Here is a 22011-nt window from a genome sequence, read left to right as displayed (position 1 = left end):
TAGCCCTCCAGTCATCAGGTTGACTCTTTTAGGGTAGACGCTGATTTTCTGCAGGCAAAAAAAAGCCGACTAATCTAAGTCGGCGTCGTACGAATCAATTGTGCTATGCAGTAATTCAAAAAAGGAAGTAAGACAATATGGAGCGCAACGCCCATCGCTTGACGTTGCATTCACCTGCGAGTGAGATATTGCCCCGAATAGGTAGATGGTTTATTGACTTCGCTCAAAAACCTGGCCGTTTTCATGCGTAAAAGCCACTAAAAAATGTTGTTGTTACAACCATTTACTACGATGCAACCATAAAGTAACACCACCAATCAGGACCACTAACAGAATACAGAAAAATGAGAAACCAAACTGCCAGCCGCCGCCGGGGATACCACCGAGGTTAACGCCAAACAGTCCGGTTAAAAATGTACTGGGTAGGAAAACCATCGCCATCAAGGACATTGTATAGGTTCGGCGCGCCAGAGACTCCTGCATAACCTGCGCAATTTCGTCCGCCATGATACCGGTCCGGGCGATACAGGCGTCTATCTCATCCAGCCCTCTTCCCAACCTGTCGGCGATATCCTGCATCCGTCGCCGATGATCGTCGGTCATCCAGGCTAAACGCTCACTCGCCAGGCGCGCATAGACATCGCGCTGAGGCGCCATATAGCGGCGCATCACAATCAGTTGCTTGCGCAGTAATGCCAGGAATCCGCGCGGGGGGATTTGCTGATCGAGCAGGTTATCTTCCAGGTCTATAATCTTGTCGTGCAGTTGCTCGATAAACTCGCTGGCATGATCGGTTAACGCATCGCAGACATCCACCAGCCAGCTACCGCAGTCAGCCGGCCCTGTACCTTCCTGGAGATCGCTGACCACATCATCCAGTGCCAGTACTTTGCGCTGGCGCGTTGAGACAATCAGACGTTCATCCATATACAAGCGCATAGCGACCAGTTGGTCAGGTCGCTCGTCGGTGCTGCCATTAATACAACGCAGCGTGATCAACGTACCTTCCCCGACTCTGCTTACACGTGGGCGCGTACTTTCACCCGCCAGCGCATCACGCACATTATTAGGAAGCAGAGGCGTGGTCGCCAGCCATTGCGCACTTTCAGAATGGGTATAATTAAGATGCAGCCAGCAGGGATGCTGAGCGTCGATAACATCGTTATTTTCCAGCGTTTTCACCCCGCCACGGCCATCCAGCAGCCAGGCAAACACGGCATCCGGCACATTAACATCCGTTCCCTTAATGGCTTCCACAGCGCCTCCACAAACATTAAGCTTTTTTCGATAGTCTAGCCGTCAGAATAGGTTAAGCAATATCTCATTGTCCCATTGCGCTGAAATGATTCATAAAAGTCTCTGATAACAGAAAAAGCGCCGACGAATGCGACGCTTGTGGTGAGAGATCCTGTTATGCTCGCTGGCGTATTGCAGGTTCAAGTGTTTTACTTAAGCGAAATTGATGGGTTCGGGACTGGAGATCAATCACCTGGTTTTTCAGGATGCCCGAGGAATCAGAAAGCTCATCCACCATGGCGGCATTACTTTGGGTTACGTTCTCCAGTTCGGCCAGAGCATGAGTGATCCTGATAATCCCTTTCTCCTGCTCCTGGGTAGTCGTTAATATCTCGCCCATCAACTGGTTTAATTGTCCGGCGCCCCCGACGATATCCTGCATATTTTTTTCTGCTTCGCATACGATAGCTGCGCCTTGCTGAACATTTTGATGAGTTTGGGCAATCAGCTGTTTAATATTTTTAGCTGCATCTGCGCTGCGGTGCGCCAGCTTCCTTACTTCACCAGCCACCACGGAAAACCCTTTTCCATGCTCCCCGGCCCTCGCCGCTTCCACCGCTGCATTCAATGCCAGAATATTTGTCTGGAATGCGATACCATCTATCAGCGTAATAATTTCGGTCATCTGCTCCGCGCATTCGGTAATTGAACGCATATTTGCCGCTACCTGCACCATTAGTTCTCCTCCCTGTCGGGCGCACTGCGTAGCAATTGTCGCCTGGGCGCTGGCTATTTGCGTGTTATCAGCATTATTTCGCGTATTCACCGCGATCTCATCCATGTTGGCAGCCGTCTGCATTAATGCTCCGGATTGCTGTTCTGTTTTCACTGAAAGCTCAGCGCTGCGTTCTGCAAGCTGTTCTGAGAGCGCCATTGCCGTTTGTGAGGATATCCTGATCTCATTCACAAGTGTTGAAATATTACTTGATAAGCTATTGATGCCTGGTATAAGTCTACCCGCGCAGTTATTACCAAATTCTGGAATGCTAATCGCCAGATTTCCGGACGTAACCTCTTCAATACTTCTTTTAACCGTATTAATCGGCATCACCAGATATTTGGTCATGTACCACCACAGACATAATAGAGAAATAATGCTTACCAAATTGCTGCCAATAATAACATCAATACCGGCTGCAAGTATTATCTCCACCACATTAAGAGCCACTGCTGTTATTACCAGAAATAAAACAATAAAAGTCCTGACGCTAATATTATTTAACATTTTAGCCCTGTTTACCAAGAAAATGAGGTGAATATTATTTTTTATAGCACCTGCCATGCAAATTGCCATTACCCTGATACGAAAGGCGAATATTCAATAAGAGTCAGCAGCCCTTTTACTTAAATCACAGAATGATGCTGATTATTTGCCTTAATCTGGTGGTTTGTTCTACCAAAAATGATTACCAGGCTTGTTATCAGATTATTGTGATGGTGAGCACACAGAGAATACAAAATGTACAGAATTATAATTAACATGAATGCTTATATAAGCATTACCGCATTAATATCAATATTTTCATGTTCTAACTAATACACATTGTAAAAGCATGAGTACAGCAAGGTGGCGATCTCTGACCGACGTTGATCTACCTTCTGGCGGATATCTGGTGGCGCGACAGTGTGTATGGGATCACCATTTTTGTTGATGATTCCAGCGCCATTCATTCAAATATATTGATGATTAAATCACGTCCGGCACTGACATTAAAAATTGAAAGTCTATTTGCCAAAGATTTTAGCGATTACAGTAAAAATACCAAAATAGTGTCTACTATTATTGGCATAGCCTGTAGCATTAACTGATAACAACATCAGACTAAAGCCAGTTGTACCCCCTTGTCTCACCGACAATCAATAACATTATGAGACGGTAATATAAAAACATTCGCCATTAAATGGGCAACACAGCAGATAAGATAACGGGATTATCGATGAGTATAACCGCGCTGCACTCACTGGACTTATTAACTCTTCCGGTGTGGATTGTTTCACCACATACCGAAGAACTTGTGTTCGCTAATACCGTTGCACGGGAGCTAATGCAGGATTCCTGTTTTGCTACACTGCGAAAAGGCATATTCTCAACATATGCCCAAAATGATTTAACCATGTATCTCAGTGACTTGAAAAATCATCACCCTATTGTGGAAATTCTCACGGTTTATCGCAACGGTGAGGAAATCGCGATGGCCAGTCGCCTGTCCATTAAGTCGCTCCCGGATATGGGGGACATCATTATTTTCGAAGGCATTGAAACACCGACCGCGCAGGGATTGAAAGCCAGTCGTTCTGCGAACTATCAGCGAAACAAGCAGGGATTTTACGCGCGCTTCTTCCAGACCAATGCGGCGCCGATGTTACTTATCGATCCGTCTCGCGATGGTTTGATCGTCGATGCGAATCTCAGCGCACTGAATTTTTATGGTTACAGCCATGATGTGATGTGCCAGAAACATACATGGGAAATCAACATGTTGGGCCGTCATATCCTACCGGTGATGCATGAAATCGCCCATCTGCCCGGCGGCCATAAGCCCTTGCATTTTGTTCATAAGCTTGCTGATGGTTCCTTACGTCACGTACAAACTTATGCCGGACCGATCGAAATCTACGGCAATAAGCTCATGCTGTGCATCATTCATGACATTACCGAACAAAAAAGGCTGGAGCAGGAACTCGAACAAGCGGCCCTGCGTGACGCCCTGACCGGATTACTGAACCGCCGACATTTTTATCAGGTAACCGAACCACAACAGACGCACGCAATGTCATTGACGCAGGACTACAGCCTGCTGTTAATCGACACCGATCGCTTTAAAAGCATTAACGATCTCTTCGGTCATTTAAGAGGTGACGATGTGCTTTGCGCTCTGGCACGAACGCTGGAGTCCTGCGCAAGAAAGGACGACCTGATTTTTCGCTGGGGAGGTGAAGAGTTTGTACTCCTTCTGCCGCGAACCTCACTGGAGGTTGCCCTTAATCTCGCAGAAGTAATACGCGCGGCGGTGGCCAAGGTGACGCTTCCTGGCCTTCCCCGCTTTACCGTCAGCATTGGCGTTGCGCGGCACGAAACCAATGAAAGTATCGATGAGCTATTCAAACGCGTTGACGACGCGCTGTACAAAGCCAAAAACGAAGGGCGGAACCGGGTACTGGCCGCCTGATGTTTATGTCGGTCAGCGACTGCGCTTAGCGTGACGCTCCCAGTTCTCCTGTTTTGCCTGCGCAGTTTTACGTAATGCCACATAGCATGCTCCGCTGCCGCCGTGATGCGGCAGTGCGGCGCAGTAGGCTTGTACATCTTCAAATTCCGTCAGCCAACGCGCAACATAGCTGCGAACAATGTTGGCATGAGAATTATCGTCGCGCCCCTTGCCGTGTATCACCAACACGTTACGCAATCCTTCTTGCTGCGCCTGCAGAATAAAACTGAAGAGCATCTGACGGCAGGTTTCAACGGGCTGACGGACGAGATTGAGACTCGCCTGCTGCGGATATTTACCGGTTCGTAGTTTGTCAGTCACACCGTGCTGCAAACCTTCGCGGCGAAACTCCAATGGTACGCTCAACGGGACAATATCGAGAAAACCCGTTGAGAGAAAATTATCCAATTGCAGCGTATCAATACGAGCCGGAGCGCGGAGATTGCGTGTAGGCTGCCAGTGCACCTCGGTGCGGCTTTTCAGCGGTTGAACATCCCCCATCGCGTCAAGAAACAACGATGCGTCATCAAGGTTCATGTTTCATCCTCCAGCGTATTGCGACGGGTCTTATCATAACCGTGCACTATTATACCGACAACGGTTTACGATTATTTCCAATAATTCACCAGGTTCACGCAGTGGAAGCGATCTACTTCCAACAAACGGATATCCATTTTAGAGGTATAGCTGCGACGATAACTGGCGTGATAATGTGTCATCTTGCCTGTAATGTTGCAATGAGAGAAACGGATGCTGAACTTACTGGAAGACACCATCGCCACTCCGCTGGGCCCGCTGTGGATCATTTGCGATGAGCAATTTCGTCTGCGCGCGGTCGAATGGGATCAACACAGCGATCGTATGGTGCAGTTGCTGGACATTCATTACCGCGCTGAAGGTTATCAGCGTATCGCTGCCAAAAACCCTGGTGGATTGAGTGATAAGCTGGCTGAATATTTTGCCGGCAACCTTAGCATTATTGACACACTGGAAACCGCCACCGCGGGTACCCCCTTCCAGCGTGAAGTCTGGCAAGCGTTACGTACCATTCCCTGTGGACAAGTCATGCATTATGGTCAACTGGCCGAACAACTGGGACGCCCTGGCGCTGCCAGAGCCGTCGGAGCGGCGAATGGGTCAAACCCGGTAAGTATTGTCGTGCCTTGTCATCGCGTCATTGGGCGTAACGGTACTATGACTGGATATGCCGGCGGTGTGCAGCGAAAAGAGTGGCTATTGCGTCATGAAGGCTATTTACTACTCTAGAATCCAGGCAATTAATGCCTTATTCATCACACTTCCACATAATACAGCCTTAAATAAAGTACGGTTAATCAGGTAGATACAAACATTCAACCCAGTTATGCCTGAATTATTCTCTATTGGGAGTAGCTCAGGCTTACGTGCTCACCAAAAAGATGTTAAAATTGACAAATATCAATTACGGCTTGAGCAGACCTATGATCCCGGAAAAGCGAATTATACGGCGCATTCAGTCTGGCGGTTGTGCTATCCATTGCCAGGATTGCAGTATCAGCCAGCTTTGCATCCCGTTCACACTTAACGAGCATGAGCTTGACCAGCTCGATAACATCATCGAGCGCAAAAAGCCTATCCAAAAGGGGCAGACGCTCTTTAAAGCAGGTGATGAACTTAAATCACTCTATGCTATCCGCTCCGGAACGATTAAAAGCTATACCATTACCGAGCAAGGCGATGAGCAAATCACCGGTTTCCATCTGGCAGGTGACCTGGTAGGTTTTGACGCGATTGGCAGCGGTCATCACCCGAGCTTTGCCCAGGCTCTGGAAACCTCAATGGTATGTGAGATTCCTTTCGAAACTCTGGATGACCTGTCCGGCAAAATGCCGAATCTGCGTCAACAGATGATGCGTCTGATGAGTGGCGAAATCAAAGGCGACCAGGACATGATCCTGCTGTTGTCGAAGAAAAACGCTGAAGAGCGCCTGGCGGCCTTTATTTACAATTTGTCCCGCCGCTTCGCCCAGCGTGGATTCTCGCCTCGTGAATTCCGTCTGACCATGACTCGTGGCGACATCGGGAACTACCTCGGTCTGACGGTTGAAACTATTAGCCGCCTGCTGGGGCGTTTCCAGAAAAGCGGTATGCTGGCGGTAAAAGGCAAATACATCACTATTGAGAATAGCGATGCGCTGGCAGTTCTTGCTGGCCACACGCGTAACGTTGCGTAATCGTTCTGCAAGTATCTCTGTTATCCTTCTGTCAAATCACTAAATTTTCCCGATTTATTGATCTGGCAGGAGGTTCTCCCCTGTTTCAATCCACATTATTGGGTTACTCTTTTAATTACAAACTGCGATGACAGTTGTAAGGAGACCCTGTATGGCTATGTATAAAAATATGCTGGTCGTCATCGACCCTAACCAGGACGATCAACCAGCATTACGGCGAGCTGTTTATTTGCATCAACGGATTGGTGGCAAAATTAAAGCCTTTTTGCCGATCTATGACTTTTCCTATGAGATGACTACCCTGCTGTCGCCCGATGAGCGTACGGCAATGCGTCAGGGTGTCATCAGCCAGCGAACAGCGTGGATTCGTGAACAAGCGAAATACTACATCGAAGCAGGGATCCCTATTGAGATCAAAGTGGTCTGGCACAACCGTCCCTTTGAAGCCATCATCCAGGAAGTCATTAGCGCCAGGCATGACCTGGTGCTAAAAATGGCGCACCAACACGACCGTCTGGAAGCCGTAATTTTCACCCCGACCGACTGGCATTTGTTGCGTAAATGCCCAAGCCCGGTGTGGATGGTTAAAGACCAGCCGTGGCCTGAAGGCGGTAAAGCGCTGGTTGCGGTGAACCTCGCCAGTGAAGAGGCCTATCACAACGCGCTTAATGAAAAGCTGGTCAAAGAAACGCTGCAACTGGCGGAACAGGTTAACCATACCGAAGTGCATCTGGTTGGCGCCTACCCTGTTACACCTATCAACATTGCGATTGAACTCCCTGAATTTGATCCCAGCGTATATAACGATGCGATCCGTGGACAGCATCTGCTGGCAATGAAGGCATTACGCCAGAAATTCAGTATCGATGAGAAAGTAACGCACGTTGAAAAAGGATTGCCTGAAGAGGTTATTCCTGATTTAGCCGAACACTTACAGGCGGGCATCGTGGTGCTGGGCACCGTCGGACGTACCGGTATCTCTGCCGCGTTCCTCGGTAATACTGCTGAGCAGGTTATCGATCATCTACGCTGTGACCTGCTGGTTATCAAGCCGGATCAGTATCAGACGCCAGTGGAACTGGATGACGACGAAGACGACTAACCGCACCATACAATGCCGGATGGATATTCATCCGGCATGATAAACATTTAGTGTTTCTCGTCGCCACCAAGAAAATAGATGCCCAGCGGAATGGCAAGCAGAATGGTAAACACCATGCTGTAGACACAAATCATTGCAGATTGAATGGCATACATTGAGGCGGTCCAGTCGGATAGCGGAATGTCATACTGTTCAATAACGCCGCCGATCGTCGCTCGCGTGACTACCGACGCTGCGATAATAAACACTCCAAGCAGGCACAACAAAAACTTTCGTCCCTTCGCTGTCTTCAGCTTAGCCATGATCATAGTACTGTCCTTTTGCAGATGAAAATCTTGTTACTTTGCGCTAACAATACCATGACATCAGCTTACTGTCTGCTACATAACGCCCCTTCATCAGTGACGCCTGCGTGATTGCGCTGAAAATAGCGCTGATTGCATTATTTCTCTCGCCCTTTGATTAATGATCTGAGCGCCAAAACTGCGTAAAATATCCGATGAGCGGGATGTCAGATGATATTTAGCAACCACGAAGCTGCCAGGAAGGATCATGATCGCTGAACTGTTTATGAATAATGCGTTTAATTTGACGGTAATTCTCAGTTGCTTTACCGCACTGGTGCTGATGAGCGTTTGGTTTCATCGTGGTGAAAGACGTTGCAAAGGGTTCATATTTCATGCGGCACAATTTTTCGTCTATGCCATTATCATTGGAACCTTCGGCAGTATTGCCAATAACGTGATCGAGAGTTACAACCTGAAATTTATCTCTCCCAGCGTAGTCGATTTCATCTGCACCTCGTTAATTGCGCTGATTCTGACAATCAAACTTTTTCTGGTGATTAATCAGTTTGAAAAGACGCAGATTAATAAAGGCAGAGATATTACCAGCGCGAGGATCCTGTCGCGGATCATTAAGATTACCATCGTGGTCGCCATCATTTTGCTGTATGGCGAACATTTCGGCATGAGCTTATCGGGTCTGCTAACCTTTGGCGGCATCGGTGGTATCGCTGTAGGTATGGCAGGTAAAGACATTCTGAGCAATTTTTTCTCCGGCATTATGCTCTATTTCGACAGACCGTTTAGCATCGGTGACTGGATCCGTTCCCCGGACCGTAATATTGAAGGCACAGTGACAGAAATTGGCTGGCGAATGACCAAAATAAACACCTTCGATCATCGCCCATTGTACGTCCCAAACTCGATTTTCTCCTCAATCAGCGTAGAAAATCCAGGGCGTATGACCAACAGAAGAATCAAAACGGTGATCGGATTGCGATATGAAGATACCGATAAAATTGGGGCAGTTGTCGAGGCGGTCAGACAAATGCTGCAAAATCATCCGGGGATAGACCAGAAACAAACTCTACTGGTCTATTTCAATGAATTTGCTGATTCATCGTTAAATATCATGGTGTACTGCTTCACGAAAACTACCGTATGGCAGGAATGGCTTGCGGTACAACAGGACGTTTATTTGAAAATTATTTCGATAGTCCAGACAAACGGCGCCGACTTCGCCTTCCCCAGCCAGACGCTGTATATGGATAATCCTGAAGTATCGCCATCGAGACACTAACAAACGTAAAGACGCGGAAATCCGCGTCTTTTTTAGCGTTATTTCAGCGAGGCAATATCAATCACAAAGCGGTATTTCACATCGCTTTTCAACATCCGCTGCCAGGCGCTATTAATATCCTGAATATTGATCACTTCGACATCGGCTGTAATACCGTGCTGGCCGCAAAAATCTAACATTTCCTGCGTTTCTGCAATCCCGCCGATAACCGAACCCGCGACGGATTTCCGCCCGAGAATCAGTGGAATCGTATTCAGGAAAGGATCCAATGCGCCCAGATAGCCAACCAGCACCAGCGTACCGCTTAGCGCCAACGTTGGGATATAGGGATTCAGGTCGTGGACATACGGAACAGTATCAATAATCAGATCAAACTGATTACCGGCGGCCTTCATCTGCTCAGGGTCAGTGGAAAGCACAACGTGACTGGCACCCAGACGTCTGGCATCTGCTTCTTTATCTGGCGAACGCGTGAACAGCGTAACTTCAGCCCCCAATGCGTTAGCGAGTTTGATGGCCATATGCCCGAGGCCGCCCAACCCAACAACCGCGACTTTACTGCCCTCTCCAACCTGCCAGTGACGCAGCGGCGACCATGTGGTGATCCCGGCACAAAGCAGCGGCGCCGCGCCGCGTAAATCTATCCCTTCCGGAACCTTCACAACAAACTTTTCGGTAACGACAATCTTGTCGGAATAGCCCCCGAAGGTAGGCAGGCCATCATGACGATCGATATCGTTATACGTGAGCGTGTTACCCTCTTCGCAATATTGCTCTAGCCCCTGTTCGCAGGCGCTACAGTGCTGGCATGAGTCAACCATGCAGCCAACCCCGACGAGATCGCCTACGGCAAATTTGGTCACCGACTTCCCGACATGCACCACACGGCCAATGATTTCGTGTCCCGGCACCATCGGATACTTAGCCCCGCCCCAGTCATTATAGGCATTGTGGATATCTGAGTGACAAACTCCGCTGTATAAGATATCAATAACCACGTCATCTTCGCGCGGATCGCGACGAACAAAGCTGTGTGGAACCAGATCTTCTTTCACCGCCAGAGCGGCATAACCCTTCACGTTCATGACCATTAAGATTTCCTCAGGGATTAGGTATTACCTTAACCGCAACATTCATCAACAACCGCGCGGGCATTAGTTGCTATCTCACTACCACAATGCTGTTCGAGTATTGCAATAAATTCAATGAGTTGGTCAGTGGTAATGCCGATATTCAGACAGATAGCAAAATGGCTCTTCAGTTGACTGTCCACACCGCCTAATACCGCTAACGCAGAAATCGTCGCCAGCTCCCGCATCTTCCAGTTGAGGACATCACGCTGAAAAATATCGCCAAATAAATGTGCCTTTAGCCAGACATCAATGGCAGGCGCAAAATCGAACAGCGGCCCACTGACCGGATGTCCGACGAGCTGGGTCTGGGTGCAACTCCCCGCATGGAAACTGTCCCAGCCCTCCGTCGGCGGCGTGGCCGGATTTCCCTCTGGGTCGGTAATTCCTCTTTCTCTACGGTTTTTAACCACGGACATTAAACAAGCAAGTCCGTTCAGGCTGCGGGGGAAACCGCAGTAAGCATAGAGCTGTTGCAGAATTTCCTTCGCTTCATTGAGGGTGAGTCCCGCATCCAGCCCGGCATTTAATGCTGCATCCAGTTTTTCACTCTGACCTGTAGCGGTGAACGCGGCAATAGGTATGATTGCCTGCTGTCTGGCATCCAGTTGATGTTGCATGTTTGATTCTCCAAAATAACGCCAGCGTACTGCTGGTGGGTACTGAAACAGTAAAATTATAGAGACCCAATGCACCGATGATTAGAGGGTTAAATAAGAACGAACCTATGAACAATATTCATCAATAATCAGCCACCGATGCCATTTATCAGCAGGGAAATTTGTACAGCTTTAGGCGACAATCTCAATGAAATTACCATCAGGATCTCGTATTACCGCTTCGTAATAGCCATCACCGGTAGTTCGTGGAGCAGAAGTTAAAATCCCCTGTTCCTGCGCGCGTTTCGCGATGGCATCAACTTTTGCCGCGCAGCCGACAGAGAGTGCAAGGTGCCCCCATCCGCAGGTGTTATTGTCTGGCTGCCATCTTGTCAGGCCCGGTTTGGTCATTATTTCAATCGCAATCTCATCACCAATACGAACAAAATAAGATTCAAATCCAGGGTTGGTTTTACTGCAGTATTTTTCGTTAATCTTGCCGTCAAAGAACGTGACCCAGAAACGCGCTTGCTGCTCGAGATCCTGTGTCCATAAAGCCATATGCGCAATCTTCATCGCGAACCTCTTCTCGTTATATTCCGAACAGTATGTTCTCAAGAATGTTGACATCGTTAATCATAATGCACGATCATGCGTGATTCTGCTCGATATTTTTAGTTAACTGGAGTATTTATGCTCGATTATGCTGCTTTCCCGGAACAGCGCCAGGCGCTTATCTATCAGATCTTGCAGGAAAACGGCAGAGTCATTTGTTCCGAGCTCGCCAGTCGGTTAGGCGTTTCTGAACATACGATCCGCCGCGACCTGCATGAGCTGAGTAAAGATGGCGTGTGTAAAAAGGTTTATGGCGGCGCGGTCATTACCCTTCCTGAATCCGAAGACATCGCCGTACGCAAGAGCATTAATGTGGCGAAAAAAAGCAGTATCGCGCAGAGGTGCGCCCGGTTGGTCAAATCCGGAAGCTGCATTTTTATCGACACGGGCAGCACAAATTTAGCGATGGCTGAAGCTCTGCCCGCCGAACTGGCATTAACCGTAGTGACCAACTCACCAGAGATTGCCGCCGTTTTGCTGGAAAAACCGCTGTTTGAGGTCATCATGTTGGGCGGCGCGGTGCAGAGATCCTCGGGAGGATGTGTGGGGGCCACAGCCACCGCACAAGTGCAGAACATCTTATTCGATCAGGGTTTTATTGGCGGCTGCGCGATGTCGCCAGAATCCGGCTTAACCGGATTTGATTATGCGGATTGCGAGTTCAAAAAGGCGGTAATCAAACAGTGCGATGAAACTATCGTCGCACTGACGGCGGAAAAGATCCCGGCCGTCGCCCGTTATGTCGTCACCGAAAGCAGCAATATTGATGTGATTGTCGTGGAGGAAAATATCAGCAAAGAGTATGCCACGGCTTTCCAGGCGCATGACATTCGTATTTATACCGTATAGCAGCAGCGAATTTGTTGCGTCGTTACTCAACGAAAGCTCACGACGCTAAACGTCGCCCCGGCCGTCAGCGTAGCGATCGCAGACAAACGATCCAGACGAATTTTTTGTTGGTTGTCATGGCATTCCACCAGCAGAAATTCTTCTTTATCTCTGGTAGTGCAGGTGGTCAACGCTCTGGCATCCATACACGTGCCATCGGTTAGCTCAATACGCAACCAATAATGGTACAGGCAGGCGACCTCCAGATAATCATGAAGATCGCAATCTATCGGATGGTATTTTCCCGTCGCATTCATAACGTCCCTTCCTTACAGCTCCGTATGTTCGGGAAATTGCTTATGCCACTTCCCGAACGCACCGGGTTATTTCAGCGCTTCAATGGGGGCGCCAAAATTGATATGCAGCACATTGCCGTCGATCACCAGCGCCGGAACGGACTTCACGCCAGCCAGTTCGGCTTCCGCAACCCGGCCAGGTTGTTCTCCCAGATGAATAACATCGACTTCAACATCAGAGGACAGATGCTGAAGCAGCGCTTGTTCTGCGGAAACGCAAACCGGGCAACCGGCATGATAAAAACGGGCTTTCGTCATGATGGATCTCCTTTTAAATTATAGTATCGATTCGATACTATAATTTATGCTACGCCACTTTTATGCTTTGTCAATATAGTTTTTAATCGATACTATATGTCGAGGAGGAAGTTGTTATGCACGACATGTCACTTTTCGATGTCCTGGACAGGCTTTCCAGCCTGACACGGATGTGGTTTCGCCAACATCCATTACTGGCGGATCTGCAGCCGGTACAACTCAGCGCGTTAATGTATCTGGCCCGTTGCAACCGTTATTCCAATACGCCGCTTGGCGTAACGGACTACCTCGGTCTCACCAAAGGCACCGTATCGCAATCGCTGAAGCTCCTGGAAAGCAAAGGACTGATTGTTCGCCAGCAGGATGCCCGCGATAAACGCAGCGTACATTTACAGTTAACTGAATCAGCCGGTACGTTACTGGATGCCCTGCTCCCGCCGACGTTTTTAGTGGCGGGTGAAACGGCGATGGGTGAACGCGCGACGGTACTTAAAGAGCTACTATTTGAACTGTTACGTGGGATCCAGCGGACCAACAATGTGCCTGGCTTTGGTCTTTGCCATAGCTGTCGATTCCACCAAAAAACGGGTGGACAGGGATTTTGTAATCTGACGAAAGAGGTGTTAAGTGAAGAGGATTCGTTGCTGATTTGCCGTGAACACCAGCCCCCGGAAACCTAAAATGGCTGGCGGAAAATCACACCAGCCATTTTAACGCAGGCAAAAAAGTTGTCCGTTTTACAAGCTCGCGACGTTTTCAACACGGTCAGTCGTGGATTTTAACGCCAAGGCAGCCGCGAACGAATTCAGGATTAAAATGCTTCACCGCCTCACCCACATAGCCTAGATCCAGCGCGCTGATTTGCGCCATTTCACTATCCGTGAGTGAGAAATCCCAGATGGCAAAATTCTCTGCAATACGCTCCTGCCGGGTGGATTTAGGAATCACCGTCACGCCGCGCTGCACGTTCCAGCGCAGAACAACCTGAGCAACGGTTTTTTGGTGGGCACCCGCAATTCCCTGAAGCATTTCATCTTCATATGGTTTATGTCTCCCACCGCCTAACGGCGCCCAGGCTTCAGGCTGAACGTTGTAGCGCTTCATCGTTTCAATGGCTACAGGTTGCGCAAAGTAAGGATGCAATTCGACCTGGTTCACCATCGGCTGAATTCTGACGGTTTCACAGAAGTTAGCTAACACATGCGCATAGAAGTTGGAGACGCCAATGGCCTTCAGTTTACCGGCTTCATAAGCCTCTTCCAGAGCGCGCCAGGCGCTGAAATAATCGCCCATGGCCTGATGCAATAAATAAAGATCAAAATATTCCAGGCCCGATTTTTTCAGCGACGCCTCAATACCGGCTTTAGCCATATCGTAGTTGGCCATATCCTGGACCCACAGCTTAGAAGTGATAAATAACTCCTCGCGGGTACACAGACCTTCGGCAATGGCTGCACGAACCGCCTCACCCACGGCATCTTCATTGCTGTATACGGCTGCGGTATCGATGAGGCGGTAACCGGTGCGAATAGCGCTTAGAACTGACTGCTTACACTCTTCCTTATCGGTGACCTTAAAAACGCCAAAACCAACCATCGGCATTCTGCAGTTGTTACTTAGTACTGAGTATTCCACGGCCAAGCCCCTGTCATGTTAAAACACTATTTTAGGCCAGAAACCCCGCCGTGATTACCCAGTCATCTCTGATTTGACCTATGCATGGCATTCATTAATACAGATGAGGTTGTTCTGTTAAAGAAGAGGGTAAGAAAGGATAAAGGCTGCGATATCAGACTCTATAACGCATCAGGACAGGACTGGCTGCGTGTGGAGCGCGCCCCCGTTGTTTATTCCCGAGGCTGACCGGCAGTGGACCACTCTGTCCATGCCGGTAACCTGGTACATCTCAATCAGTGCTTCACAATATACATTGTGCGGCTGTATGCGACATCTTCAGGGTTAGTAATCGGGTACCCTTTCAGCCACGGTTTAATTAACCGCCCGTTGGTATACTGATAAATTGGCGCAATAGGTGCCTGTTCCATCAGAATTTTCTCTGCCGTATTATAATCCGCATTCCGCGCCTTCTCGGTATTTTCCAACGTAGCCTGAGTTAATACTTTATCGTATGCCGGATTATTAAAGCGGGAGATATTGCCCGTATGGGTCGATGTTAATAGCGACAGGAACGTAGAAGGCTCATTGTAGTCACCCACCCAGGAAGCGCGGATCACATCAAAATTGCCGGTATTACGGCTGTCGATATAGGTTTTCCACTCCTGATTCTGCAGTTTTACGTCGACACCGAGGTTTTTCTTCCACATAGAAGCCACTGCGATAGCAATCTTTTGGTGGTTTTCAGAGGTGTTGTACAGCAGCGTCAGTTTAAGCGGTTTCTGCGGACCATAGCCTGCTGCACGCAGCAGGGTTTTCGCCTGAGCATTCAACTCTTCCTGACTCATTTGCTCAAACGGCGAAGGTTCAGGTACAAATCCTGCCGTAACATCCGGCGTGAAATGCCAGGCGGGCTTCTCGCCGGTACCTAATACTTTCTCCGCCATCAAACGACGATCGATCGTCATACTCAGCGCCAGGCGCACGCGGGAATCGGCAGTCGGTCCCTTCTGGGTATTGAAGGCATAATAGTAAGTGCCAAGCTGAGGCGGGGTATAAACCTGGCCCGGAATATCCTTCAACAGTTTCTGATACATGTTTTTCGGGAAGGATTCCGTGATATCAATATCACCCGCAAGGTAGCGCTTGGTGGCTGCCGATTCCTGATTAATGGGCAGGAAGGTGACTTTTTGCAGAACCGTTTTGCCGTTGTCCCAGTAATGCGTATTCGGTACAACGACCAGTTTTTCATTTACGACGCGATCTTTGAGCACATAGGCGCCGTTACCAATCAGATTACCCGGCTTGGTCCACTCTTTGCCGCTCTCAACGTTGGCTTTTTGTACCGGATAAAATGCAAAACTTGCCGTCAGATTGGCAAACCAGGGGAGCGGTTTATCCAGTTGAACTTTTAATGTACGCGCATCAACCGCGCTAACGCCAAGCTTATCAGGCGCTGCTTTGCCATCGATGATTGCCTGAGCATTGCTAATACCCGCCAGCGCAGCAAACCACGCAAACGGTGATAGTGTTTTGGGATCAACCAGACGCTGCCAGCTGTAGACAAAATCCTGGGCCGTGACCGGTGTACCATCGGACCATTGCGCATTGTCGCGTAGCGTGAACGTCCAGATGCGGTTATCGTTACTTTTCCACTGGGTGGCGACGCCAGGAACAATTTCTCCCTTCTCATTCTGATTGACCAGCCCTTCAAATAAATCACGAATAACCTGAATTTCAGGAAGTCCGACGGCCTTTGCCGGATCAAGCGACGCCGGTTCATCTTTTATATGCCGCACCAGTTCTTGTTTCTCTGCCAGTACCGTTCCGCTGGGAACATCAGCAGCCCATGATAAGGAAATGCTGCTAACCAACAGCGCACAACAGGTTACTGAAACAGAATGCTGCATAAAATACCCTCAATTCCGGCTACTAAGTGAATGTGTAATTATTTGTATCGCCAGCAGGAAATGCAATTAACTTCCGACAAGAAAGTGATATTACACCTGAAAAGATAAGTGTGTGAAAACGATTTGATTATCCATACATTTTGCACAACACTGCGAGTAACTATTCGAGCATTCAGAGATGACTATGACCGCTACCCGTCCCCGTGCCGAGCGCGGCGCATTTCCGCCAGGAACCGAACATTACGGACGTTCATCGTTAGGCGCACCGCTAATCTGGTTTCCTGCGCTGGCAGCCGATCATGAAAGCGGCCTGATACTGGCAGGTACGCACGGTGACGAAAACTCATCTGTCGTCACCCTTTCCTGCGCATTGCGTACGCTTAACCCTTCCCTGCGTCGTCACCATGTGGTGCTGGCGGTGAACCCCGACGGTTGCCAGCTTGGGCTGCGCGCAAATGCGAACGGCGTAGATCTTAACCGTAACTTTCCTGCCGCAAACTGGAAAGCGGGTGAAACGGTATATCGCTGGAACAGCAGCGCAGAAGAACGCGACGTGGTTTTGCTGACCGGCGAGCATCCGGGGTCAGAACCAGAAACCCAGGCGCTGTGTCAGCTTATTCACCGGATTCATCCCGCCTGGGTGGTTTCTTTTCACGATCCGCTGGCCTGTATTGAAGATCCCAGACGCAGCGAGTTAGGCGCATGGCTGGCGCAGTCATTTGAATTGCCGCTTGTCACCAGCGTAGGTTACGAAACGCCTGGCTCTTTTGGTAGCTGGTGCGCCGACCTGAACTTGCACTGTATCACCGCCGAATTTCCGCCCATTTCATCCGATGAAGCGAGCGAGAAATACCTGCTGGCCATGTCCAATCTCCTGCGTTGGCACCCTAGAGATGAAGCTGTCCGGTCGTAAAATGCAGGGATGGCTCCGCGTCGCTGGCAAGCCAGGTAGGTCCATCGAGATCGGCAAAACTGACCTGCGGCGTGAGGGGTAACGCCGCGCTAATCGCCCGGGATGTACACAGCATGCAGCCCAGCATCAGCGCAAATCCCTGCTCGCGCGCATCGACGGCCAGCGCCAGCGCTTCGGTCAGGCCCCCTGTTTTATCCAGTTTGATATTGACCATTTCATAGCGCCCGTGCAGCGCTTTCAGGCTGCTGCGGGTGTGGCAACTTTCATCTGCGCAGATCGGTAGCGGATGCACAAAATTCTCCAGCGCGGCATCATCCTGCGCCGGGAGCGGTTGTTCCAGCATCGCCACCCCTAAATCAGCCAGAAGCTGACAGCGCGCGGCCAGGCCCTCTGCCCGCCAGGATTCGTTCGCGTCGACAATAATCGTGGCCTCAGGAACAGCCGCACGAATGGCAACCATCCGTTCGCTGATTAAACGGGCATCCAGTTTGACTTTCAGCAGTCTCGCTCCATTCTCCCACAGTGCCGCCGCGCTCGCCGCCATCTGTTCGGGCGTTCCAATCACCACCGTTTGCGCTGTCGTCACCACCTCCGCCAGTTCGCAACCCACTAGCTCCGCCAGAGACAACTGCTGTTGTCGCGCATTCAGATCCCACAACGCACAGTCCACCGCGTTACGCGCCGCTCCCGCTGGCAGCAGCTTTTGCAGTTCTTCACGCGTCAGTCCATTTTCCAGTTGTGGCGCAATGCTCATAATTTGCGCCAGCACTGAGGCATCGCTTTCGCCGTAGCGCGGATAAGGCGTACATTCTCCGACGCCAGTGACGCCATTTTCTTCCACTTCAACCACCACCACATGCGCTTCGGTTCTGCTCCCACGGGCAATAACAAAGGGAGTGTGCAGCGGCCAGGCTTCCTCATATACCTTTACTGTTCTCATTCGTTTTCCTTAGTGCAGTCCCTGAAGCGGATATCCGCAAATAGCGTTTGCCGTGTTAACTGCTGATGGCATAAACTAGCCTCGACGTTAACTATATGTAAACAGGAAGATAACCATGTCACAAACCGTTCATTTCCAGGGCAACCCGGTTGCAGTCGCTGGCTCCATTCCTCAGGCAGGAAGCAAAGCTCAGGCTTTTACCCTTGTGGCTAAAGATCTGTCTGACGTTACGCTGGGCCAGTTCGCCGGCAAGCGCAAAGTGCTGAATATTTTCCCAAGCATCGATACCGGCGTTTGCGCGGCATCGGTACGTAAGTTTAACCAACTGGCGACAGAAATCGACAATACCGTCGTACTGTGCGTTTCGGCCGACCTGCCCTTTGCCCATTCTCGTTTTTGCGGTGCGGAAGGTCTGAGCAACGTTATCACGCTGTCCACCCTGCGCAATGCAGAATTCCTGAAAAACTATGGTGTTGAAATCGCTGAAGGCCCATTAAAAGGGCTGGCCGCGCGCGCCGTGGTGGTTATTGACGAGAATGACAACGTTATTTTCAGCCAACTGGTCAATGAAATTACCAACGAGCCGGATTACACTGCCGCTCTGGACGTGCTGAAAGCGTAATAAGTACTTAGCCTTCTATACAACACATTCTCAACCTCGCTGCGGCGGGGTTTTTTATTGTGCACAGCCCCTCCAGCCAGGCTGGGGGTTTTCCATAGACAACAAGTAAGCCGTAACATTGCTGTTACGGCTTTGAAGGTGAGGACTTTTTTAACTTACCTGGACGCTTTCAACATTTCATCCGTTAAGGTAATCGAATCCAGTACGGTAAAGATTTTTGCACTTTCACTACTGCCGTCGGCGGTAGCCGCATAAACTTTATCTCCCGCTTTCAGTTTATTCACAGAGATAGTCTCAGAAGGCGACCAGTAACCCTGGTGCGGATTCATCACCGTGGAACAACCTTTGCCGAAATTCTTGATCTTACCCTGGAACCAGGAGCCACAAAGAGTGGTGGTCGTTTTTCCTTTCGCGTCAGTTGAATCGTAATAAAAGTTAACGTACTCATATGCAATCATCATTGACGTACTTGCATTAATCGTATAAGTCAACGAACCATTTTTAACCGACGTCTCTGACGAGGCAATTTGCGAAGGGCTGCCCGTAGTTACATCTTCAAGGGTGTACTGATAAGTTAACACAACGTTACCTTTCGCATCCTTGACCTGTACAACATGGCCTTCCGTGACTTCCCCTGACAATATTTGTAACTTAACATTAGAATAGCCGTTTCCTAAATCGGTGACGTACGCTCTGGCGATCTTCTCGTTACCGTATTGACCAAAATAGTACGGCTCACCAACGGCGTCACGATTCCAACCATCATGTTGTAAGGTGACAGTATATTCCCCACTTTTGATACTGGCCGTATTTTGTGTCCACTGCAGTTGAGGATCTGATGTCGTTTTGTCAACATTGACGTCTTTGATTTCCGTCTCTGCCGGTGTCTCATCGCTATGGGTAAACGGTGCAAACACTTCGCTGAAGGCGTATTGTGGTGCCTGAGATTCCGTTAACCCACTGTGTTCTGGTGAGACCTGCCCCGGTACACCCGGCTGGTCTCGCATCATCGACCACATGCCAATCATGCCCATATCGCGATCTTTGGCATCGTCCATCACCAGGTTCGCATCCGACAGATAGAACACTTCACCCTGCACGTCGTTGTAGCCGTTCATCGGCGTAACGCCCATCATGGCGTTGATCTCTTCATCGCTCTTATCGGTGAATATCTGTTTTAACTGGCTGAACAGGTTTTCGATAGCTGAGGTTGCACATTTGCCATGAATATTCTGCCCTTCCGTACCCTCGGACTGACAGATACTGCTGCCGTAGTCCATCGCCATCACGTTTACGCCCGCCAGATTAACCCCTTTGGCCTTCGCATCGTTCAGTACATACAGACCGTCATCGGTCAGACCAGTCGGCAGAATAGGCAATGTGTACCAGATCCCCACGCTACGACCTTCCGCTTTCCACTGATCCTGCGCGGCCTTAACAGCTTCGTTACGGCGGTTAATGGAGTCATGGTCGGCAACCCAGGTCCCTTCGATATCGAAGTCCAGCACGTTCAGGTTGAGGTTTTCAACGATGTCATAATAGTGCTGCTGCAGTTGTGATACGTCGGTACAGGCTGCCGCCAACGGTGAGTTATTGGCCCCCCCTATGGAGACCATGACATCTCCGCCGGCTTCACGCAGCGCTTTAATTTTACTGTACTGCGTGTAGTCATTAATGTTGTAGGCCGTGCCCCAGGTTGGCAGACAGGTATCAGCATCTTTCGCCACCACAAAGGCCATGGTGAAGTGGGTCACATTCTGGTTTTTGGCAAGACTGGCAAGGTCTGGCAGCGAGTTCAAGGTATAGTCGACATACGGCGCGTAGACATGAGCAGGCCACGCAGATGAAGGTGTCCCGACCATTGCTTTAGTGCCGGACCAGTCAATATAAATTTTCCACGGATTGGTATCGGCTGGCGTGACTTTCTGGACTTTAGCCTGGGAAACATAGTTTTCGCCGTTATATCGAATGAGTGTCCCGCTTTCATACAGCGTTGAAGAATTAAATTCAGGCGCATTATTGAGTTGATCCGTCGTATAAGTTACGACAGCACCCAGCGGTTTCCACGGGCGACCATTGGTGCCAGACGGGTTCTGGTTTGCCTCCAGGGAAGGATCATCGCCAATGGTATAAAAGAGCGCCTCATATTCCTGGCCATCTTTCTGAACTTTATCGCCTTTATTGTACGTCGTGGTTGCCGACCACTGCGCGACTTCCGCATACACTTCCCATGGATTGGCTGCGCCCGGGGTGAAACCGTATGCGCTCTGTGCGGTAGAAGTCTGCCAGGTCGCACCGTTGTAGGTAACAATATCATTGGCATTGTAGGCATTTGCGCTACTGTAATCCGGATAGGTTACCGTTCCGCCGCCAGTGTCGCAGGTTGTCGGGTTACCGTATTCTGCGATTTCTGCAGCGGTTGCATCACGTTCAAAACGCCAGGGATTATTAGCTTCATCACCTGAGGCATTTCCCGGACAATCCGATGCGCCAACCCACCAGGCATTGGTATAGACGCCGCTGTCATAAATAACTTCGTAAGGGCCGGTTCCTTCTTGTCCACTCCAGGCTTCAAGAGCCAATACGGGTGCTGCGGCGCATAATGCGCCCATTCCAATTATTGTTTTGGTAAATATATTAAGTTTCATAATCATCCCTTATTAATAATCGCATTATTCAAAATGCGGTTAATTGTAAGAGGAATGCGGAATGAGTGAAATGAATAGCAACTACAGGAATAATTAATTAAGAATGAGGGATACTGGTCACATGAGTATTAATATTCAATATAAATACATTGAAATAAATTAATAATATGAACA

The 22011-nt window shown here is 49.4% G+C and carries 22 protein-coding genes; 9 read left to right on the top strand and 13 right to left on the bottom strand.

The window, feature by feature from the left end; all coding sequences use genetic code 11:
• Nucleotides 1-273: 273 nt before the first annotated feature.
• Together zntB and AC534G_RS12560 are read right to left on the bottom strand one after the other, a co-directional pair.
• On the bottom strand, nucleotides 274-1257 hold the full coding sequence (zntB, locus tag AC534G_RS12565; RefSeq protein WP_038640826.1) for a zinc transporter ZntB: 984 nt from the start codon (nucleotides 1255-1257) through the stop codon (nucleotides 274-276).
• Between the two features lie 154 nt (nucleotides 1258-1411).
• On the bottom strand, nucleotides 1412-2521 hold the full coding sequence (locus AC534G_RS12560; protein WP_110498824.1) for a methyl-accepting chemotaxis protein: 1110 nt from the start codon (nucleotides 2519-2521) through the stop codon (nucleotides 1412-1414).
• A gap of 712 nt (nucleotides 2522-3233) precedes the next feature.
• Here AC534G_RS12560 and AC534G_RS12555 point away from each other — a divergent pair.
• On the top strand, nucleotides 3234-4466 hold the full coding sequence (locus AC534G_RS12555) for a sensor domain-containing diguanylate cyclase (RefSeq protein ID WP_069324964.1): 1233 nt from the start codon (nucleotides 3234-3236) through the stop codon (nucleotides 4464-4466).
• 12 nt (nucleotides 4467-4478) lie between these two features.
• Here AC534G_RS12555 and smrA read toward each other — a convergent pair whose 3' ends face one another.
• Entirely contained in the window at nucleotides 4479-5042 is a 564-nt protein-coding gene (smrA, locus tag AC534G_RS12550; RefSeq protein ID WP_038640833.1) for a DNA endonuclease SmrA, read from the bottom strand.
• Between the two features lie 213 nt (nucleotides 5043-5255).
• Here smrA and ogt point away from each other — a divergent pair, with 213 nt between their 5' ends.
• The 3 genes from ogt (at nucleotide 5256) to uspE (ending at nucleotide 7820) form a co-directional block, all read left to right on the top strand.
• Nucleotides 5256-5771, top strand: a complete 516-nt coding sequence (gene ogt, locus AC534G_RS12545; protein WP_038640835.1) for a methylated-DNA--[protein]-cysteine S-methyltransferase — start codon at nucleotides 5256-5258, stop codon at nucleotides 5769-5771.
• Nucleotides 5772-5965: 194 nt separating this feature from the next.
• A complete protein-coding gene (gene fnr, locus AC534G_RS12540; RefSeq protein WP_003020397.1) occupies nucleotides 5966-6718 on the top strand; it encodes a fumarate/nitrate reduction transcriptional regulator Fnr in 753 nt (250 codons plus the stop codon).
• A 151-nt stretch (nucleotides 6719-6869) separates the two neighbouring features.
• Nucleotides 6870-7820: a universal stress protein UspE gene (uspE, locus tag AC534G_RS12535; protein ID WP_038640838.1), complete on the top strand. Its 951-nt coding sequence runs from the start codon at nucleotides 6870-6872 to the stop codon at nucleotides 7818-7820.
• 47 nt (nucleotides 7821-7867) lie between these two features.
• Here the strand turns inward: uspE and AC534G_RS12530 are convergent, their stop codons facing one another.
• The gene (locus tag AC534G_RS12530; RefSeq protein ID WP_038640840.1) at nucleotides 7868-8128 is read right to left on the bottom strand and encodes a DUF2534 family protein; all 261 of its coding nucleotides are present in this window, start codon (nucleotides 8126-8128) and stop codon (nucleotides 7868-7870) included.
• A gap of 244 nt (nucleotides 8129-8372) precedes the next feature.
• On the opposite strand from AC534G_RS12530, the gene AC534G_RS12525 reads away from it, so the two are divergent.
• A complete protein-coding gene (locus tag AC534G_RS12525; RefSeq protein ID WP_110497976.1) occupies nucleotides 8373-9404 on the top strand; it encodes a mechanosensitive ion channel family protein in 1032 nt (343 codons plus the stop codon).
• 38 nt (nucleotides 9405-9442) lie between these two features.
• On the opposite strand, the gene AC534G_RS12520 is transcribed toward AC534G_RS12525, so the two are convergent.
• From AC534G_RS12520 to AC534G_RS12510, 3 genes are all read right to left on the bottom strand, one after another.
• Entirely contained in the window at nucleotides 9443-10495 is a 1053-nt protein-coding gene (locus AC534G_RS12520) for an NAD(P)-dependent alcohol dehydrogenase (RefSeq protein ID WP_110497974.1), read from the bottom strand.
• 29 nt (nucleotides 10496-10524) lie between these two features.
• Nucleotides 10525-11154, bottom strand: a complete 630-nt coding sequence (locus AC534G_RS12515) for a carboxymuconolactone decarboxylase family protein (RefSeq protein ID WP_496594597.1) — start codon at nucleotides 11152-11154, stop codon at nucleotides 10525-10527.
• A gap of 171 nt (nucleotides 11155-11325) precedes the next feature.
• Nucleotides 11326-11709: a VOC family protein gene (locus tag AC534G_RS12510; RefSeq protein ID WP_110497972.1), complete on the bottom strand. Its 384-nt coding sequence runs from the start codon at nucleotides 11707-11709 to the stop codon at nucleotides 11326-11328.
• A 117-nt stretch (nucleotides 11710-11826) separates the two neighbouring features.
• On the opposite strand from AC534G_RS12510, the gene AC534G_RS12505 reads away from it, so the two are divergent.
• On the top strand, nucleotides 11827-12597 hold the full coding sequence (locus AC534G_RS12505; protein WP_110497970.1) for a DeoR/GlpR family DNA-binding transcription regulator: 771 nt from the start codon (nucleotides 11827-11829) through the stop codon (nucleotides 12595-12597).
• Between the two features lie 26 nt (nucleotides 12598-12623).
• Here AC534G_RS12505 and AC534G_RS12500 read toward each other — a convergent pair whose 3' ends face one another.
• Both AC534G_RS12500 and AC534G_RS12495 read right to left on the bottom strand, forming a co-directional pair.
• A complete protein-coding gene (locus tag AC534G_RS12500) occupies nucleotides 12624-12893 on the bottom strand; it encodes a Rho-binding antiterminator (protein ID WP_038640852.1) in 270 nt (89 codons plus the stop codon).
• Between the two features lie 66 nt (nucleotides 12894-12959).
• On the bottom strand, nucleotides 12960-13190 hold the full coding sequence (locus AC534G_RS12495) for a glutaredoxin family protein (RefSeq protein WP_038640854.1): 231 nt from the start codon (nucleotides 13188-13190) through the stop codon (nucleotides 12960-12962).
• Between the two features lie 116 nt (nucleotides 13191-13306).
• Between AC534G_RS12495 and AC534G_RS12490 the strand changes: the two genes are divergently transcribed.
• Nucleotides 13307-13870, top strand: coding sequence for a MarR family winged helix-turn-helix transcriptional regulator (locus AC534G_RS12490; RefSeq protein ID WP_110497968.1), 564 nt, complete (start codon nucleotides 13307-13309; stop codon nucleotides 13868-13870).
• A gap of 85 nt (nucleotides 13871-13955) precedes the next feature.
• Here the strand turns inward: AC534G_RS12490 and AC534G_RS12485 are convergent, their stop codons facing one another.
• On the bottom strand, nucleotides 13956-14825 hold the full coding sequence (locus AC534G_RS12485; protein ID WP_199981092.1) for an aldo/keto reductase: 870 nt from the start codon (nucleotides 14823-14825) through the stop codon (nucleotides 13956-13958).
• A 275-nt stretch (nucleotides 14826-15100) separates the two neighbouring features.
• The gene (gene mppA, locus AC534G_RS12480) at nucleotides 15101-16714 is read right to left on the bottom strand and encodes a murein tripeptide ABC transporter substrate-binding protein MppA (protein ID WP_038640874.1); all 1614 of its coding nucleotides are present in this window, start codon (nucleotides 16712-16714) and stop codon (nucleotides 15101-15103) included.
• Between the two features lie 184 nt (nucleotides 16715-16898).
• On the opposite strand from mppA, the gene mpaA reads away from it, so the two are divergent.
• On the top strand, nucleotides 16899-17627 hold the full coding sequence (mpaA, locus tag AC534G_RS12475; RefSeq protein ID WP_038640876.1) for a murein tripeptide amidase MpaA: 729 nt from the start codon (nucleotides 16899-16901) through the stop codon (nucleotides 17625-17627).
• Here the strand turns inward: mpaA and ycjG are convergent.
• A complete protein-coding gene (gene ycjG / locus AC534G_RS12470; RefSeq protein WP_087856141.1) occupies nucleotides 17602-18567 on the bottom strand; it encodes an L-Ala-D/L-Glu epimerase in 966 nt (321 codons plus the stop codon). The genes mpaA and ycjG overlap by 26 nt on opposite strands.
• Before the next feature lie 115 nt (nucleotides 18568-18682).
• Here ycjG and tpx point away from each other — a divergent pair, with 115 nt between their 5' ends.
• A complete protein-coding gene (tpx, locus tag AC534G_RS12465) occupies nucleotides 18683-19189 on the top strand; it encodes a thiol peroxidase (RefSeq protein ID WP_038640885.1) in 507 nt (168 codons plus the stop codon).
• A gap of 155 nt (nucleotides 19190-19344) precedes the next feature.
• Here the strand turns inward: tpx and AC534G_RS12460 are convergent, their stop codons facing one another.
• The gene (locus AC534G_RS12460) at nucleotides 19345-21837 is read right to left on the bottom strand and encodes a glycosyl hydrolase family 18 protein (RefSeq protein ID WP_110497962.1); all 2493 of its coding nucleotides are present in this window, start codon (nucleotides 21835-21837) and stop codon (nucleotides 19345-19347) included.
• Nucleotides 21838-22011 lie beyond the last annotated feature (174 nt).

This window comes from Citrobacter sp. CRE-46 (assembly GCF_059615875.1).
This window is presented reverse-complemented; position numbering and strand designations above follow the sequence as displayed.

Coding starts and splice junctions, on each gene's coding strand:
- AC534G_RS12560 (WP_110498824.1), bottom strand. CDS start 2,521: ATGTTAAATAATATTAGCGTCAGGACTTTTATTGTTTTATTTCTGGTA.
- AC534G_RS12555 (WP_069324964.1), top strand. CDS start 3,234: ATGAGTATAACCGCGCTGCACTCACTGGACTTATTAACTCTTCCGGTG.
- smrA (WP_038640833.1), bottom strand. CDS start 5,042: ATGAACCTTGATGACGCATCGTTGTTTCTTGACGCGATGGGGGATGTT.
- ogt (WP_038640835.1), top strand. CDS start 5,256: ATGCTGAACTTACTGGAAGACACCATCGCCACTCCGCTGGGCCCGCTG.
- fnr (WP_003020397.1), top strand. CDS start 5,966: ATGATCCCGGAAAAGCGAATTATACGGCGCATTCAGTCTGGCGGTTGT.
- uspE (WP_038640838.1), top strand. CDS start 6,870: ATGGCTATGTATAAAAATATGCTGGTCGTCATCGACCCTAACCAGGAC.
- AC534G_RS12530 (WP_038640840.1), bottom strand. CDS start 8,128: ATGATCATGGCTAAGCTGAAGACAGCGAAGGGACGAAAGTTTTTGTTG.
- AC534G_RS12525 (WP_110497976.1), top strand. CDS start 8,373: ATGATCGCTGAACTGTTTATGAATAATGCGTTTAATTTGACGGTAATT.
- AC534G_RS12520 (WP_110497974.1), bottom strand. CDS start 10,495: ATGGTCATGAACGTGAAGGGTTATGCCGCTCTGGCGGTGAAAGAAGAT.
- AC534G_RS12515 (WP_496594597.1), bottom strand. CDS start 11,154: ATGCAACATCAACTGGATGCCAGACAGCAGGCAATCATACCTATTGCC.
- AC534G_RS12510 (WP_110497972.1), bottom strand. CDS start 11,709: ATGAAGATTGCGCATATGGCTTTATGGACACAGGATCTCGAGCAGCAA.
- AC534G_RS12505 (WP_110497970.1), top strand. CDS start 11,827: ATGCTCGATTATGCTGCTTTCCCGGAACAGCGCCAGGCGCTTATCTAT.
- AC534G_RS12500 (WP_038640852.1), bottom strand. CDS start 12,893: ATGAATGCGACGGGAAAATACCATCCGATAGATTGCGATCTTCATGAT.
- AC534G_RS12495 (WP_038640854.1), bottom strand. CDS start 13,190: ATGACGAAAGCCCGTTTTTATCATGCCGGTTGCCCGGTTTGCGTTTCC.
- AC534G_RS12490 (WP_110497968.1), top strand. CDS start 13,307: ATGCACGACATGTCACTTTTCGATGTCCTGGACAGGCTTTCCAGCCTG.
- mppA (WP_038640874.1), bottom strand. CDS start 16,714: ATGCAGCATTCTGTTTCAGTAACCTGTTGTGCGCTGTTGGTTAGCAGC.
- mpaA (WP_038640876.1), top strand. CDS start 16,899: ATGACCGCTACCCGTCCCCGTGCCGAGCGCGGCGCATTTCCGCCAGGA.
- ycjG (WP_087856141.1), bottom strand. CDS start 18,567: ATGAGAACAGTAAAGGTATATGAGGAAGCCTGGCCGCTGCACACTCCC.
- tpx (WP_038640885.1), top strand. CDS start 18,683: ATGTCACAAACCGTTCATTTCCAGGGCAACCCGGTTGCAGTCGCTGGC.
- AC534G_RS12460 (WP_110497962.1), bottom strand. CDS start 21,837: ATGAAACTTAATATATTTACCAAAACAATAATTGGAATGGGCGCATTA.